At 39.0% G+C, this 13,595-nt stretch carries 15 protein-coding genes; 7 read left to right on the plus strand and 8 right to left on the minus strand.

What is annotated here, in order from left to right; translation table 11 throughout:
* Window positions 1-568: 568 nt before the first annotated feature.
* On the plus strand, window positions 569-1,033 hold the full coding sequence (locus C7H19_RS15195) for a hypothetical protein (protein WP_146136525.1): 465 nt from the start codon (window positions 569-571) through the stop codon (window positions 1,031-1,033).
* Window positions 1,033-4,722: a MobF family relaxase gene (mobF, locus tag C7H19_RS15200; protein WP_106457738.1), complete on the plus strand. Its 3,690-nt coding sequence runs from the start codon at window positions 1,033-1,035 to the stop codon at window positions 4,720-4,722. Before C7H19_RS15195 ends, mobF begins: the two co-directional genes overlap by 1 nt.
* On the opposite strand, the gene C7H19_RS15205 is transcribed toward mobF, so the two are convergent.
* From C7H19_RS15205 to C7H19_RS15215, 3 genes are all read right to left on the minus strand, one after another.
* Complete coding sequence (locus tag C7H19_RS15205; protein ID WP_106457739.1) at window positions 4,693-6,084, minus strand: serine/threonine protein kinase; 1,392 nt, start codon at window positions 6,082-6,084, stop codon at window positions 4,693-4,695. The genes mobF and C7H19_RS15205 overlap by 30 nt on opposite strands.
* A gap of 81 nt (window positions 6,085-6,165) precedes the next feature.
* The gene (locus C7H19_RS15210) at window positions 6,166-6,498 is read right to left on the minus strand and encodes a hypothetical protein (protein ID WP_106457740.1); all 333 of its coding nucleotides are present in this window, start codon (window positions 6,496-6,498) and stop codon (window positions 6,166-6,168) included.
* A complete protein-coding gene (locus tag C7H19_RS15215) occupies window positions 6,485-6,796 on the minus strand; it encodes a hypothetical protein (protein ID WP_146136526.1) in 312 nt (103 codons plus the stop codon). Before C7H19_RS15215 ends, C7H19_RS15210 begins: the two co-directional genes overlap by 14 nt.
* A gap of 245 nt (window positions 6,797-7,041) precedes the next feature.
* Here C7H19_RS15215 and C7H19_RS15220 point away from each other — a divergent pair, with 245 nt between their 5' ends.
* A complete protein-coding gene (locus C7H19_RS15220; RefSeq protein WP_106457742.1) occupies window positions 7,042-8,013 on the plus strand; it encodes a tyrosine-type recombinase/integrase in 972 nt (323 codons plus the stop codon).
* A 115-nt stretch (window positions 8,014-8,128) separates the two neighbouring features.
* Here the strand turns inward: C7H19_RS15220 and C7H19_RS15225 are convergent, their stop codons facing one another.
* Together C7H19_RS15225 and C7H19_RS15230 are read right to left on the minus strand one after the other, a co-directional pair.
* Window positions 8,129-8,488: a hypothetical protein gene (locus C7H19_RS15225; protein ID WP_106457743.1), complete on the minus strand. Its 360-nt coding sequence runs from the start codon at window positions 8,486-8,488 to the stop codon at window positions 8,129-8,131.
* Window positions 8,488-8,823: a DUF5674 family protein gene (locus C7H19_RS15230; protein WP_219907657.1), complete on the minus strand. Its 336-nt coding sequence runs from the start codon at window positions 8,821-8,823 to the stop codon at window positions 8,488-8,490. Before C7H19_RS15230 ends, C7H19_RS15225 begins: the two co-directional genes overlap by 1 nt.
* A 101-nt stretch (window positions 8,824-8,924) precedes the next feature.
* On the opposite strand from C7H19_RS15230, the gene C7H19_RS15235 reads away from it, so the two are divergent.
* Window positions 8,925-9,608, plus strand: a complete 684-nt coding sequence (locus C7H19_RS15235) for a crossover junction endodeoxyribonuclease RuvC (protein ID WP_106457745.1) — start codon at window positions 8,925-8,927, stop codon at window positions 9,606-9,608.
* On the opposite strand, the gene C7H19_RS15240 is transcribed toward C7H19_RS15235, so the two are convergent.
* Window positions 9,602-9,784, minus strand: a complete 183-nt coding sequence (locus tag C7H19_RS15240) for a hypothetical protein (protein WP_106457746.1) — start codon at window positions 9,782-9,784, stop codon at window positions 9,602-9,604. The genes C7H19_RS15235 and C7H19_RS15240 overlap by 7 nt on opposite strands.
* A gap of 132 nt (window positions 9,785-9,916) precedes the next feature.
* On the opposite strand from C7H19_RS15240, the gene C7H19_RS15245 reads away from it, so the two are divergent.
* Complete coding sequence (locus C7H19_RS15245) at window positions 9,917-10,342, plus strand: DUF29 domain-containing protein (protein ID WP_106457747.1); 426 nt, start codon at window positions 9,917-9,919, stop codon at window positions 10,340-10,342.
* A gap of 258 nt (window positions 10,343-10,600) precedes the next feature.
* Here C7H19_RS15245 and C7H19_RS15250 read toward each other — a convergent pair whose 3' ends face one another.
* Window positions 10,601-10,828 carry a helix-turn-helix domain-containing protein gene (locus C7H19_RS15250; RefSeq protein ID WP_219907658.1) on the minus strand — a complete coding sequence of 76 codons (228 nt, stop codon included), beginning with the start codon at window positions 10,826-10,828 and terminating at the stop codon, window positions 10,601-10,603.
* Window positions 10,829-11,009: 181 nt separating this feature from the next.
* On the opposite strand from C7H19_RS15250, the gene C7H19_RS15255 reads away from it, so the two are divergent.
* The gene (locus C7H19_RS15255) at window positions 11,010-11,282 is read left to right on the plus strand and encodes a hypothetical protein (RefSeq protein WP_146136527.1); all 273 of its coding nucleotides are present in this window, start codon (window positions 11,010-11,012) and stop codon (window positions 11,280-11,282) included.
* A gap of 63 nt (window positions 11,283-11,345) precedes the next feature.
* Entirely contained in the window at window positions 11,346-11,564 is a 219-nt protein-coding gene (locus C7H19_RS15260; RefSeq protein ID WP_106457749.1) for a hypothetical protein, read from the plus strand.
* Here C7H19_RS15260 and C7H19_RS15265 read toward each other — a convergent pair.
* Window positions 11,554-13,590 carry a CHASE2 domain-containing protein gene (locus tag C7H19_RS15265; protein WP_106457750.1) on the minus strand — a complete coding sequence of 679 codons (2,037 nt, stop codon included), beginning with the start codon at window positions 13,588-13,590 and terminating at the stop codon, window positions 11,554-11,556. The genes C7H19_RS15260 and C7H19_RS15265 overlap by 11 nt on opposite strands.
* Between the last annotated feature and the right edge of the window lie 5 nt (window positions 13,591-13,595).

Consider the following 13,595-nt stretch of genomic DNA (forward strand, 5'->3'; position numbering starts at 1 on the left):
ATGATGAACTGTTAGCTAAGAGTCAGACTTCACTGCCTTCACTAAAGTACTAACTTGATAGATACTGTAACAATTTTTTTTTAGGGTGTCCACTTTCTTGCCTCGATTTATAATTTAATGAACTTTGTAGTATTTTATAGTTTATCTTTACTACTTAGAAAAATGTCTGAAGGATTTTGCAGGATTTTGAAGGGTTTTGCAGGGGAAGCTGAAACCCTTATCCAGCAAGAGTTCTACAAAACCAGTTTTTGCCATATTTTTTTAATAATATTTGAATTTAATCCTATTTTTCCTTTTAATTTAATAGTTGACAATCAAGTGCAGGATTTTGCCGGGAAACGAAGTTTTTTTGCAGGATTTTGCAGGGAAAGTCAGGGGAAGTCTCCTAATCTATCGAGCAAATTGCTCAGATTTCGATTTGTTGAGCAGCCGCACAGTACGCCCAGGTAAAAAAGAAAGTTTTATAATAGGGCTAGAGATTTTCAAGGTCGATCAATCAATCGCTGTACTACACAAAAAATATTAGTTACTACAAAAAATGGAATTTGATTTTAGTAATATTTCAACTATGTCGTACTCAATCGTTATTAAAGAAGTTAAGCAAGCGATCGATCTTTGTCGATGGGCTAGTTCATCTTATTGGCGATGCAGAATTGTTGAGTCCACAAGGTTTAATGAATCTCCTAAAAAAATTGTCAAAGTTATTTATTTGAGCCGATGTGATTACATTTGTTTTCTATTCCCTCAGTATTCTGAAAGTAGTCTACCCGTTTTCCAAGCCATCCCCAAAGACTACCGCTATTTCTACTCCGATACGGTCAATTGTTGGATGACAACAAGGACGTGGAGTGTTCCATCTGGTTTATTGCTCCCACTTCTAGAGCGATTGAAGCAATTAAGTAGCTTGATTTTTGAATTCGTAATCTGGCAAAGTGATCAAATCCCTAGACCTTTCCAAACGCTGGCTTTAACGTTTGAGGAAAAGAAACCTAAAGAACGCTGGTTTTCTCCACAATCAAGTTTAAAAAGCTGATGTTGACTTGTAAAACCCTAACCTCGGCTCAAGCGACTAACTACTTCGTCAAGGGTTATCTTGTTGAGGAAAATTCCCGTTGGTACGGCAAAGGTGCAGCAAAGCTATCGTTAGTTGGCGAGATAGATAATGAAACGGTTTTCGCTAATGTGGTTATGGGCTATAGCCCTGATGGAAGAAGGAAGCTATCGGAAAAAGAACTTCCTCAAGAAAAGCGCAGAGCAGGAGTAGACTGTACATTATCGGCTCCGAAAAGTGTTAGCATGACAGCCTTAGTAGCGGGAGATGATCGCCTATTTCAAGCTCGTCAAATAGCGGTTGAGAAGACGTTAGCTGTGATTGAAGAACGCTATGCTCAGACTCGTGTGCGCGAGGGAAACGATCGTAATATCGTGAAAACTGGCAATCTAGTAGTGGCTCAGTTCGATCACATTGAAACAAGAGAGTTAGATTTTCATCTTCATACTCATTGTTTGATCATGAATCTGACTGAGTTAAAAAGAGGCAAATGGTATAGCCACCACAATGATGCCATTTTTGAGAATAAAAAGTTTTTAGGGACGCTTTACCAACATTATCTAGCAATCGAAGTCCAAAAATTAGGTTATGAGATTGAGGATAAAGGAAAAGGACAGTTTGAAATTAAAGGTTATCAAACAAAAGACTTAGAGCATTTTTCCAAAAGACGGCAACAGATTTTAGAGCTAGTCGGTAAAGACTCACTTTGGACTGACCGCGAGAAAGCTTGGAATAATTGCCGCAAAAAAAAACAGGTTGTTCATCCTGATGATCTAAAAGCTAATTGGTTTGAAGAAGCGAAACTTCTCGGTATTCAGTTCGTACAGCCATCTAGTTCACCTAAATTACCCGATTCAAGTGAAGAATGCTCGTTTGAAAATTACAACAGTCTAAATGACGCGATCGCACATTGTTCAGAACGGAACGTTGCCTTTAAAAAAGAGGCTTTGGAGACGTTTATCCTTAGCGAACATCGTCCAGTAGATCTAGCCACTTTAGATAACGCGATCGCGGCTCACCCCGAACTGATTGCTTTACCGAGTGAGAAAGGGATGTACTATACAACTCAAACAGCCGTCTTGCGAGAGTTGTCTACTATAAAGCTTATGCAGGAGGGAAAGGATACAGTACAGGCGATTCTAAATTCTAAGATCCTCCAAGAACAACTAGCTACTATTTCCCTTACTCAAGGACAAAAAGAGGCGGTTACTACTGCATTGACGACGACTGATCAAGTCATCGCATGGCAGGGAGTAGCAGGAGCAGGAAAGACCTATGCTCTTAATCATTTCAGCCAATTATCACAAAATCAAGGTTATCTGATTAAAGGATTTGCCCCTTCTGCTGAAGCTGCCAAGGTTTTAGGAAATTCATTAAACATTAACAAATCAGGACAGCCTTCTAAAAAATTAATTAATTCTGGAACACATGGATTATCCGAACAAGGTTGTCTTGATTTGTCCAGTTTTTTTCCAAGGGATGAAGTGGGCATCGAAGCTAACACCGTAGCTAGTCTTCTTTGTAGTAAACCTCCAGAAACAATCGAACCTAATCAAATATGGATTGTTGATGAAGCAGGTCTACTTAGTGCGGCTTCGGCTCATCAGTTACTTGAACGAGCCAAGGATGAAAAAGCTCGGATTATCTTCGTCGGAGATACCCGACAACTATCAGCAGTAGAAGCAGGTAATCCTTTCAAAACCCTACAGAGCGCGGGGATGACGACAGCTTACATGGATCAATCCCTGAGACAAAGGGTAGAACATTTGCAGTTAGCGGTTGATGCGATCGCACGTGGTGAGATTAACACAGGTTTTGAAATCCTTGACCGCAACGGTTGTATCCAATTAACGACGGATGACCAAGACAAAGCAAAGACGATCGTCAGCGACTACATAGCTCTTTCACCAGATGAACGAGCCAAAACTTTAATTGTCGCAGGAACAAACCAAGAAAGGCTTGAAATTACCGCACAAATCCGAGAAAAGCTAATTGAAGAAGGAAGTCTAACCAATTCAAACGAGGTTACTAAACTCAAAGCGAAAAATCTAACAACGATTCAGATGAAGTATGCTCATCACTTAGCGATTAATGATGTAGTTATGCCGACGAAGGACTATAAACGTCGGGGATTGGAAAAAGGGAAATTTTATACGATCATAGCCAAGGACGAAGATAGTATTACTTCAAGAAATTCAGAGGGTTTTGAAGTTACGACGGGCTTGGGTTTTGAGAAAGCAATTTACACTCAAAATCAAATCGAGATTGCCAAGGGCGATCGCTTAAAATGGATAAAGAATGACCGTAGTCTTGAGCGTAGGAACGGGCAGGAATTTCGGGTAACGCAGGTTGAGGGAATGAGAGCAACGATCGCTTATGATGATGGAAAATCGGAAATCCTTGACCTTACTCAACCGTTGCATCTAGATCATGCTTTAGTCACAACTACTTATTCAAGTCAGGGCAAGACGGCAGATCGTGTTCTGATTTCGGCTGATTATACGATCGCTCAAGAGAGTCTTTATGTAGCTGTGTCTCGAAGCAAATATAACTTAAAGCTTTACACGACTGATAAAGAGGAGTTGTTAAAATGTGCTAAACAATCCAAAGCAAAAGAAAATCCTCTAGAATTAGTGCGGGCTGCTGCGCGAAACGGTGAACGGCTGACTCAACCTGTTAAGGAGGATAAAATTTCTGTATCCTCTCCAGAGAAGAAAGTTGTAGCGGAAACACAAGAGATAAAGCCTCAACAGCCAAGCATTCTAAGAGTGCCAGTAGCTTTTGCTCCATTAGTCGAGCAATCGATCGTCTCAAAAAATCCTTTAGAATTACTAACACAAAACTATGAACCAAGAAACGAAACAGATCAACCATCAGCCCCAGTCAATCGAGATCGAGAAACGGCTCGAAAATCTGGAAAATCAAATCAGTCAGCTTCCGTCACAGCTTACCACACAGATTCAGGAAATCTTGAACGACTTCACGAAGCGATTAACCGAAATGCTATCGCAGGAGTCATCGTCCGATTTAGGGGAGTCGTTGAAGGAATTAACCGAATCAATCAACAATTGCACGACGGAATTAAAAGCAACATTGATCTCGCAAGAGCAATCGAGAACCTTAATGAACAATTTAACCACCGAGATCAAAAAACTAAGCGATGCTCAAGAGACGAATCGCCAAACACAGAACAAAAACTCGTAGAAGCGATTAAACAAAGGCAGATCGCTCAATCCCTTAAAAACCCTCTTGCTCAGTTGAGTCAAGTTGTACAAGGTTTAGAAACAGTCAAAATTCCTGCTCTAGACACGGATCAAATTCAAATTCTTGAACAGACGTTCAAACAAATTGAGCAAGCGAAAAGGAAATCTGCGGAGGGCAGTTCAACTTATGCACAAGGACAACAACAAGTTGATTTTCTCTTTTCTTTATGTGTCGAGTATATAGATGCTCATGATGATTGGATTCTCGGCAATTATCAATTTAGCTTTGATTCTCAAACTCTTGTATTAACTTGTCAGAACCAAAGTAATCCTTCGGAGTTCTTAAGGGCTGTTGGTACAGAGGATGGATGGGAATATCAAGAGGGTCTTTTAGCTGAATTGAATGAAGAAGATCTGTTTGAGCTTCTGCAAGAGTTATTAGAGCCAGAAGACGAGCTTGAGCGATAAGCTATTTTTTTCTTTTGTTTTTGAGCGATCAATTGTTTCAGAATAAGTTAGAAAATTCCCAAAAACACCGATCGCTTTTATCTCTCCAACTCCTGAGTAGCTTGAGGAGTACAAGCTGAACAGCCCAAAATTTTGTATCTTTGTTGTATTGTTGAGAGTTGGCAAGAGCGCGTTTTGGGTAAAAGTTTTTTGGATTTTTGGCGATCGCTCTAGGAAATGAAAAGAAGCATAATCCACATATGTTTTCTGGGTTGGATTTGTCGTCATCATTATCGGTAATACTGGCAACAAAGCAAAAATGATTAAGCCAAGATTTGGTTTTTGATGATTTCTAAAACTAGCTTTTTTATAAAGATGTAAGTTACGCGCTTCTTTTTTTTGTTGATTTCTAGCACGGCTAAGAATTTCTTTTAAGAATTGTTCAAACGGGTCAGGCTGGTTAGGTTTTTGACTCGTGTCATACGAGTCACTTTTCTGCACTGACTTTAAAAATTGGTGTACCGCGTGACTTATTTTCTTCGTTACTACAGGTGTTTTTTTTGCTTTTACTTTTTCGACGATTGATTCTGCAATTACTTTTTCAGAATTAGCTTTAATGAACGCTTCCATTGCAAGTTGCGCTGTTTGGTATCGCTTTTGTGGATTTTTATCGATAAGTTTGTTTAACCAAATTATCCTATTTTGAGGGATAGCTTTCACTTTACTGAGGTCTTTAGGCAAATTAGCTAATTGTTCGTTTGTTAATTGTGTAAGTAACTGGATAATCAGTATTCCAACACTGTAAAGGTCGTCAGAAAGATTCACCTTCGATGATAACGGTGGTTGAAAGACTGAAGCTTCTTGTACAAAAGATGCTTTTTCGCTATCCGTATTTGTCAAAAATTGAGCTTGCTTAAAGTCTAGTAGGAAAATTTCATCTGTTGCTTCATTGTATAAAATATTTTCAGGTCTGATTTGACTGTGGATAATCGGTTGTGGTTGATCTTGCAAGTAGATTAAGATGTTTAAAAGTTGTTTGACAATTTTCTGAATTTGCTGTCGAGTGAGTTGTTTTGTGTAATCTACAAGTCTTCGTCCTGGGCAATACTGATAAACATAAACATTGTGTTGCTCATGGATAAATGTTCTCAGAAAACAAGGTATTTTTTCATGTAACAGGCTTTTTAGAATTTCTGCTTCATGTTCAAGTTCTAATGAACCATACCAGTGCGACACCGTATTGAAGCTGAAAACTTTAAGAATAATAGTCTGTTGGCGAATGGTTGAACGGGCCTTGTAAACAGTAATCCCATTAACTGTATTAAGTTTGAGTTGTCTTTCGATTTCGTATCCTGGAATGATCGGAAAGTTATTGTCAAACATTGCTTTTGAAAAAACTTTCTTTAATAATATCACTGCTTTCTGGCTAAGAGGCGATCGCTGGTTAAACAAACCAACAGCCGATCATTTTTTCGCAAAAAAACGATAGAATTTCCTCAAATCGCTTTTTTCCTGAGTCGTTAGCTCGAAAACCTCGGAATCGCTATTACACAGTCGATATTTAACCGTTTTAGCCTCAACAATTTGTTTAAAAATATTGGCTTGGAAATCTTCGGTTACTAGCATATATTCTGCTAGACTCGGATTTTTCCGAGCTAACATCGGATTTTCCCAGGCAAGCGGCATAACTCGAATTCCTATGTCTTGCATATTTGGAAGCGGTGCAGGGGGATTTCTTACCGCTTTGCCGTCAGCTAGAACTCTTATTCGCACATCACATTTTTCAAGGGTGAGCATAAATAATTTGCTTTTGATGTACCTGTAATCCAAATCCGAAGGAGAATGGCATTTTGCTCAGTTTTTTCCCTCGAAAGCTTTGTGAGAGCGATAATTGGGGCCGTTTTGGATCTATTTTTTCTGGAACGATGCTGACGGTTGTTTCGTCGTTGAATTCATCATATTTCATCACAACTTTTGCCTGTGCTTGAGTTGATAAAATGTTCAAACCTAACAGTGTTGCGATCGCAACAGGCGTGCCAAAGGTGTTCGCTAGTTTGAGTAAAACTTTCATCAATACCCAGAAAATCGCTTCCAAAATAACTCCACAAATTCTAGCAAACGCTTTTTATTGTTGTCTATCTCGTGACAACGGAAGTTTCCAAAACCTGCTTGATTTATGTAATATTAAATACTACATAAATAATACAAATCAGAAGAAGGAAGGAAAAAAATACTAACGATAATGGACTTTTGCTGTAGTAAAACTTAAAAAATTGAAAAAAGAAAAACAATAGAGAGTAAAGTATGAAATACCCCTATTTCTTCTAAACTCCCTACCTCATGGATCGTAACACGCCTCAAGTCGAGTGGCAAGCGACTACCCATCATCCTTTAGCCCTCTCAAGTCCTCTCCCTCTAGTTGGCCATCCCGCCTGGGTTTATCTCTCCCATTTGTCTAAACGATCGCGTTCTACTATGCACCGTCATTTAGATGCAATCGCGTTTCTTCTGACATCACACACCTGCGATGCACTTACCCTCGATTGGGGACAATTACGTTATCCCCACGCCATCTTGCTCCGTCTGGAGTTGCCAAAATACTATGCCCCTTCAACCGTCAATCAAATGCTTTCGGCTTTTAAACGAGTCATGGAAGAAGCGAAAAAACTTAAGCTGATCCCCCCTGGTGATTATGTTGAAACAATTGATATCGAGCCACTTAAAACTAATTCAAAGGCTTTGGGCCGTTTGTTGTCAAGAACCGAGATGGCGGCTTTGATGAACGTCTGTCATGAAGATGAAAGCGTCATCGGACTTCGAGATGCGGCCATGCTGGCGATTCTTTTTGGGACGGGGATGCGTCGTTCGGAGTTAGTGGCTTTGAATCTGGAAAATTATAAGAGTGCGACAGGAGCGATCGCTATTTCAAGTGGCAAGGGTAATAAATTTCGTCTCGTTTATTTACCTTCGTCGGGGCAGTTAATCCTCTCCAAATGGCTCGAAATTCGAGGTCTGAATCCTGGAGCGTTGTTAATGCCCATTTCTAAAACTCAGAAATTGCAGGGACGGCATTTGAGCGAGGATGCTGTTTTATACTTATTACGAAAATGCGCCATTAAAGCAGGAATTGCTTCATTTACTCCTCACGATTGCCGTAGAACCTTTATCAGTAATTTACTCGAAGCGGGTGTAGATTTGGTTACTGTTTCCCAACTGGCAGGCCACTCCTCGGTGACAACGACGGCGAAATACGATCGTCGAGGGGAAGAAGCGAAACGGGCTGCTGTTAATTTGTTGAATTTGCCTTTTTAAAGACAGAACAAAATTGCCCTTAATCTGGTGTACGCTCCAATTCTATGCCAAATTCTAACCCGAAAACTTCTCATCTAACACCGCCTCCGCTCGTGGCGGAGCCAACGGGCGGCCGTTAAAGATGGGCTTGGAGTAAATCTTGACTATCTAATAATCTTGTTAATTGTAAAATTCTTTCTGACTGGTGGCGAGTCGAAAGAGATAAGAGCGATCGCGCTTCTTCAATGGGAAATCGTCTTTTCCAAGCCAGACATTCTCGTTGGATAGAGGCTAATTCAAGATGAAATGGTTCGGGGACATTTTTTACACACCACTCGCTCATGAGAGCCGCTTCTCTAAGTAATAAATCGGTCAATCGATCTTGAGTGGGTTCATTAACTTGTGTCGATATTGTAGCGAGAGTCGAGGCTAAATTTCCTAATTGTTGTCGCCAGTCCAGTATCATGAATTTTTCGTATAAGGCAAGACGTTCCATTAACCCAGTTCCAGTAAACGACGGACTATTGTTTCGATTTTATCTCTTAATACGGGATCTTGAATGGCTAAACTACGATTTCCTTGTCGAGGTCGAATATTGATCAGGGATTCAAAACCAACCCTTTTTAATTCAGGATACCAATCGGCTCCCCAGATATCTTCATTGTAACTACCATTTTCTAGTAAAGCTTGTTCACAATCAGCATGGAGTTCACCCCCTCCACAGAGGATTTCCCGTTTCACGTCCACCGCTAACTTGATCATTAGTCCATAGTAGGTTTCCGACATCTGAGCGATTTGCTCAACTGATGCGGGCTGTCGAATCAGAATCACCAAATAAGAGTCCTTGAACGAGTTGGCTGTTTTTTTAGGTAAGGGTGAAGTTCCCAGACCGTGATAAAATTATATGATATCTCGTGTACGCTCCATTACTTATGGCTAACTCTAATCCCCGAACCGACAAGCTGGTGCGTCAAACTCCCAAGTGGAATTTACAACCCACCAAACCGATTAGGGTTCCAGAAGCCTTACTCGAAAAAATTGAAAGCTATGCAAGACTGTTGGACGAGAGTGAAGAACAACAAGAGATTGAACAAGAACAACAGCAGAGGCAGCCAAAGGGTGTTAAAACTGACCTCCTCACTTATTTTGGCATCCGTCCAAGTATCTCTGAACTGGGATGGGCGGTCATTAGTGGGAAAACGGGGCAACATCCCCGTGTGGTGGATTATGGGATTATACAGACTGATTCAAAACAAGTGATCGCCTCACGCCTAGCAGAAATTGAATCTGATCTAGGCTTGTTGTTGAAACAATATCAACCTCAACAGATTACTCTGGAGAATCCATTTATCAACCTTGAGTACAAAAATACTAGCTCAAAAACTCTGCAATGTTTAGGCGTGATTCAAGCAACCGTTTACCGCTCCTGTGAAATTGCGCCTGTTCTAATCTATGCAGCGACTTGGAAAAGCCATCTTGATTCTCCTTTCGCCAAAAGGGAAGATTTGGCTTTTTCGGTTCGGTTGCTGTTTGGTCTAGATCGCTTGTCAATTAATGCCTCAGTCGATGCTATTGCGATCGCCTATGCAGGTTTCTGTGGATTGGGGATTCAGTGAGGGTTGAACGTTTTTTTTAGTTGTTGTCTTCTTTGGTGGATCTTAATTTCTTCTAATTTCAAAATGAAATCTTCCAACTCAAGACAGGCTAATTCTAATTCCTGACGACGGCGACGAGACTTGGCGACAGTTTGTTGTACTTGCTCAACAGATGGTATTTTTCTTGATTTATTCATCAGTTTTCCCACTTTGTCTAGATTTTATTTCTATTATTTTAAAATCAATTTTTAAATTTTTGTGGCAACTTTTTTAGTGATTACTAAAAATTAATTATAATTAAAGTAATAATTAAAAGTTAAAGCTTTTCTATGTACGATACTGATTATTACCGATGGACACAGCAACAAGCTGAAGCATTGAGGCATAAACAATTACAGCAGATTGACTGGCATAATTTAATTGAGGAGATCGAGGGATTGGGAAAGAGTGAAAAACGAAAACTAGAAAGTTATTTAGCTCGTCTCCTTGACCATCTATTAAAACTATCATTTTGGGAATCAGAAAAACTGTACAACAAAAACCATTGGGAAACTGAGGTGGCTAATTTCCGCTTTGAAATTGAGAAAGTTTTGAAGGAGAATCCGTCTCTAGCCAATCTAATTGAGCCAATTTGGGATGAGATGTATGATAAACGTGTTAAAGTTATGTCTAGAAGCTTTGCCATTCCTAATCATTCAAGAATTTCTTTATCAGATGCGTTGGATGATGACTGGTTTCCTGAGCTTGAAAAATAATGATTATAGAAGATTTCTGCGTCCATTAAGAGTCCAGTTTTTTCCAAGAGATTTTGTCAAGAAAAATGGAGTTAGGGAAAATTCAGTGTCAGGCAGATGTTAGATATGATAGTTCTCAAGTTAAAGCTAGCGAAGCACTCGATGCTTACTATGCAGCCCTTAGAGTCTGTGCTGAGGTTGCAGAGAACATCGAACTGTAGAAATATCATTTAGCTTGCTTAGTTGGGCGTAAACAGTACTGATAGGTTAAGCGCATAGTCAATTTTCGTCAGCAGTAAACATTAAAAAATCTCCAGGCTGCCATCCGTAAGTTTGACAAAGTTTGTCCATTACATCACGACCAGGAATGTAATCTGGATCGTCGTAAAGACGATATGCCGTATTTTGAGCTAATCCAGTTTTTTTCCAGAATTTATATCTAGTTTCGCCTAACGCATCAATTAGATGCTTAATGCGATTTTTTACAGCCATTACTTGTGCATTCATTTCAACACCTTATATTAATGCACTATCTATATCTTTTAGTATATACTCATTTCTCTGATATAGCAATATTGACTATACTTAGAATAATGATATAATAAAAAACAAAGAAAGACGATCGCCTTTCCGTCAAGAAACAATGATCGCCTTTCTCATAAAACCCTCTATACAAGGATTTAAGACCATGTTAACAACACATGATTCCGTTGTCACTCGCAAGTTTGATGTAATTGCCTTAGAGAATCAACTCGAAGCCGATTACAACGCTTCTGTATCTCCCTACAGCGACATCAAAATAGACGGAGTAGGAGACAAACACGGCAGACCTACCGAGTTTGGTCTGGGCATCGCTGACTTCTTCAAGCATCAAAGGCGTTTCGTGGCTATTACATTGCCGTTTCTTAAAACGACTAAAATCATAATTGAAATTAGTACAAATTGCGCCCAAGCAGGGTAGGCCAATACTCTGCTTGCACGACTTCAACCCCACTGCTCACACAGTAAGGAGGCAAGATCTATTATGTCAAGAAAAGCTCAAGTGCTGAGAGTTGTTTTTCTCACAGAGGAACAACTTTCTGATGAGGAAAACTTATTGCCATTTAAGGTAAGCTCTATGAATGGTGATTATTTAATCCTCGAAGGCTTTGAAAAAATTGAGCAAGCGATTTCGTTATGTTTATCGCAGATTAACACGAGAACCGCTTATCAGCTTAGTTTTGAGGTAGAGTTTACTGAGTGACGGGCCAATTTATCGTGAAGATTGTCCAACCTTCTTCACGATGCCATCTGATTGAACCTCCGTTTTTCTGAAGTAACTGCTGAGACAAATAAAGTCCTAACCCTGTTCCTTCCTGCTTAGTCGTATAAAAAGGATTAAAAATAGAATCCATAGCTTTAGGCAGGATTCCATCACCGTTATCCTTAATCTCAATCTTAACTTTCTCCTCCTCCAAAGAGCTTTCGACAAATACTGTAGGTATAAAATTTGTTGTATTTACCTTTTTTTCAATAACTGCATCACAAGCGTTATTAATTAGATTAATTAAAATTTGTCCCAAATCTTCTGCTACTACTTTTTGCTCTCCTATAGTCGAATCTAAATCAGTTTGATGATTGATTGAACAGTCAGCATTCTTACTGTTGCTATAGCAACTAATTTCAAGAATTGAACTAATCAATTTATTAATATCAGTGAATGTTGGTCTAGCTTCTTTAGAATAAGATTGTTGCAAAAGAATTTTAGTAATGCTTGAAGCTCTCCTAGAATAGTTAGTAATTTCTTGCAAATTTTCTTTAATATTATCTAATTTGACCTCAAATATTTTTAAAAACTCTTCTTCTAAGCTTTGATTATTTTTTAAATTATTAATATCTTGCAATAAGCTTTCTAACCATTCATTACTAAACTCAGCATAATTCTCGACAAAATTTAAAGGATTATTAATTTCATGTGCTACTCCAGTAACTAGCTCAGATAAAGCTTTTTGTTTTTGACCTGCTAAAATTTTATTTTGTGCGCTTTCTAAATCTCTTAAAATTTTTTGATATTCAGTAACTTTTTCGGTTAATATTAAGACTGTTGACAGGACAGCAACTAACAAAATCTCTAAAAGAGAAGGTATTAACGGAAGCCACCAACCTGTTAAAAATGCAAGAAAGCTAATTCCAAATAGACTAGCAGATATAATTATAGGGAGTAGCAAAAATAAGAGCCAATCGAAATATGTTTTACTTTTTTTAAACTTCCATAGTAAAACACTCAAAAGTAAACCCCAACTTAAAATAAAGCTGTACTTAGCTAGGGCTTCTAGCCAGGGATAGGGAAGTAGCTTAATAATTGGTCGCTGATCGAGAACTGCACTAACAATATTACTCGCTTCTTGTGCTACATATTCTACGCCGTAGATTGGCTGAGGTATTCCGTTAAACGTTCGGCTGTAGGGGATAAAAAACTGATCTTTAATTGAAACTGCGGCTGTGCCAATAACTACAATCTTATCTTTGAATAAGTCTTTTTCAATTTTTCCCAGAAAAACTTCAGAAAAAGAAACTTTTTTAAAGCTTTTCTGGGGGTTTCTAAAATTAACGAGAATTTGATAACCGCCAGATTGAGCTTGATGATAACCGCCGTCGTTTTCCTTCAGACGATAAAAACGAATCTTTCCTAACTGTATCCCTAATCCATCTGACGTTTTTTCAGGGAAAATATTTTTATCTTGAAGGTATAGAAAAGCCAAGGTCGTCCCAATACTGTAAACTGTATTTTCATAAAAATTTTCGGCTTGTAGTAACGATCGCCTGATAAATCCATCCGAATCATGTATTTGATCGCCTGTTGCTACTTGAGCAAGTTCTTCTAGGGTAGGATGCGCCGCAATTTGATCAGGCCCGATGACTTTCTTTCCACCATATAAATTAGGCATAGATTTAATGACTTGCTCTAACTCTTTTGCTCCTTCTCCAACTGAAATATCTCGAAACAGATCTAGCCCGATGACATTAGGTTGTTGCTCCTTAATTTTGAGAAGCAGTTGGGCTAGAGTGCGATCGGTAATTGGGTAAAGCTGTTTAAGTTCTTTTTCCTCTAATCCAACAATGACGATTCGCTCGTCTATCGGTTCTGGTGGGCGAATTTGGAAGAACCAATCATAGGCTAAAAGCTCAAAAGGCTCCAACCACCCAAGTAACCTCAAGGTGATTACGATTACTGAAGCGGGTAGGAAAGAGGATAGAAGAGGGTTCTTCAGCTTTCTAAGAAGATTCATTAGAT

The organism is Aphanothece hegewaldii CCALA 016, assembly GCF_003007785.1.
GTDB classification, from domain to species: Bacteria; Cyanobacteriota; Cyanobacteriia; order Cyanobacteriales; family Microcystaceae; genus Chroococcus; species Chroococcus hegewaldii.

Coding starts and splice junctions, on each gene's coding strand:
- C7H19_RS15195 (WP_146136525.1), top strand. CDS start 569: ATGTCGTACTCAATCGTTATTAAAGAAGTTAAGCAAGCGATCGATCTT.
- mobF (WP_106457738.1), top strand. CDS start 1,033: ATGTTGACTTGTAAAACCCTAACCTCGGCTCAAGCGACTAACTACTTC.
- C7H19_RS15205 (WP_106457739.1), bottom strand. CDS start 6,084: ATGTTTGACAATAACTTTCCGATCATTCCAGGATACGAAATCGAAAGA.
- C7H19_RS15210 (WP_106457740.1), bottom strand. CDS start 6,498: ATGCTCACCCTTGAAAAATGTGATGTGCGAATAAGAGTTCTAGCTGAC.
- C7H19_RS15220 (WP_106457742.1), top strand. CDS start 7,042: ATGGATCGTAACACGCCTCAAGTCGAGTGGCAAGCGACTACCCATCAT.
- C7H19_RS15225 (WP_106457743.1), bottom strand. CDS start 8,488: ATGGAACGTCTTGCCTTATACGAAAAATTCATGATACTGGACTGGCGA.
- C7H19_RS15235 (WP_106457745.1), top strand. CDS start 8,925: ATGGCTAACTCTAATCCCCGAACCGACAAGCTGGTGCGTCAAACTCCC.
- C7H19_RS15240 (WP_106457746.1), bottom strand. CDS start 9,784: ATGAATAAATCAAGAAAAATACCATCTGTTGAGCAAGTACAACAAACT.
- C7H19_RS15245 (WP_106457747.1), top strand. CDS start 9,917: ATGTACGATACTGATTATTACCGATGGACACAGCAACAAGCTGAAGCA.
- C7H19_RS15250 (WP_219907658.1), bottom strand. CDS start 10,828: ATGAATGCACAAGTAATGGCTGTAAAAAATCGCATTAAGCATCTAATT.
- C7H19_RS15255 (WP_146136527.1), top strand. CDS start 11,010: ATGTTAACAACACATGATTCCGTTGTCACTCGCAAGTTTGATGTAATT.
- C7H19_RS15260 (WP_106457749.1), top strand. CDS start 11,346: ATGTCAAGAAAAGCTCAAGTGCTGAGAGTTGTTTTTCTCACAGAGGAA.
- C7H19_RS15265 (WP_106457750.1), bottom strand. CDS start 13,590: ATGAATCTTCTTAGAAAGCTGAAGAACCCTCTTCTATCCTCTTTCCTA.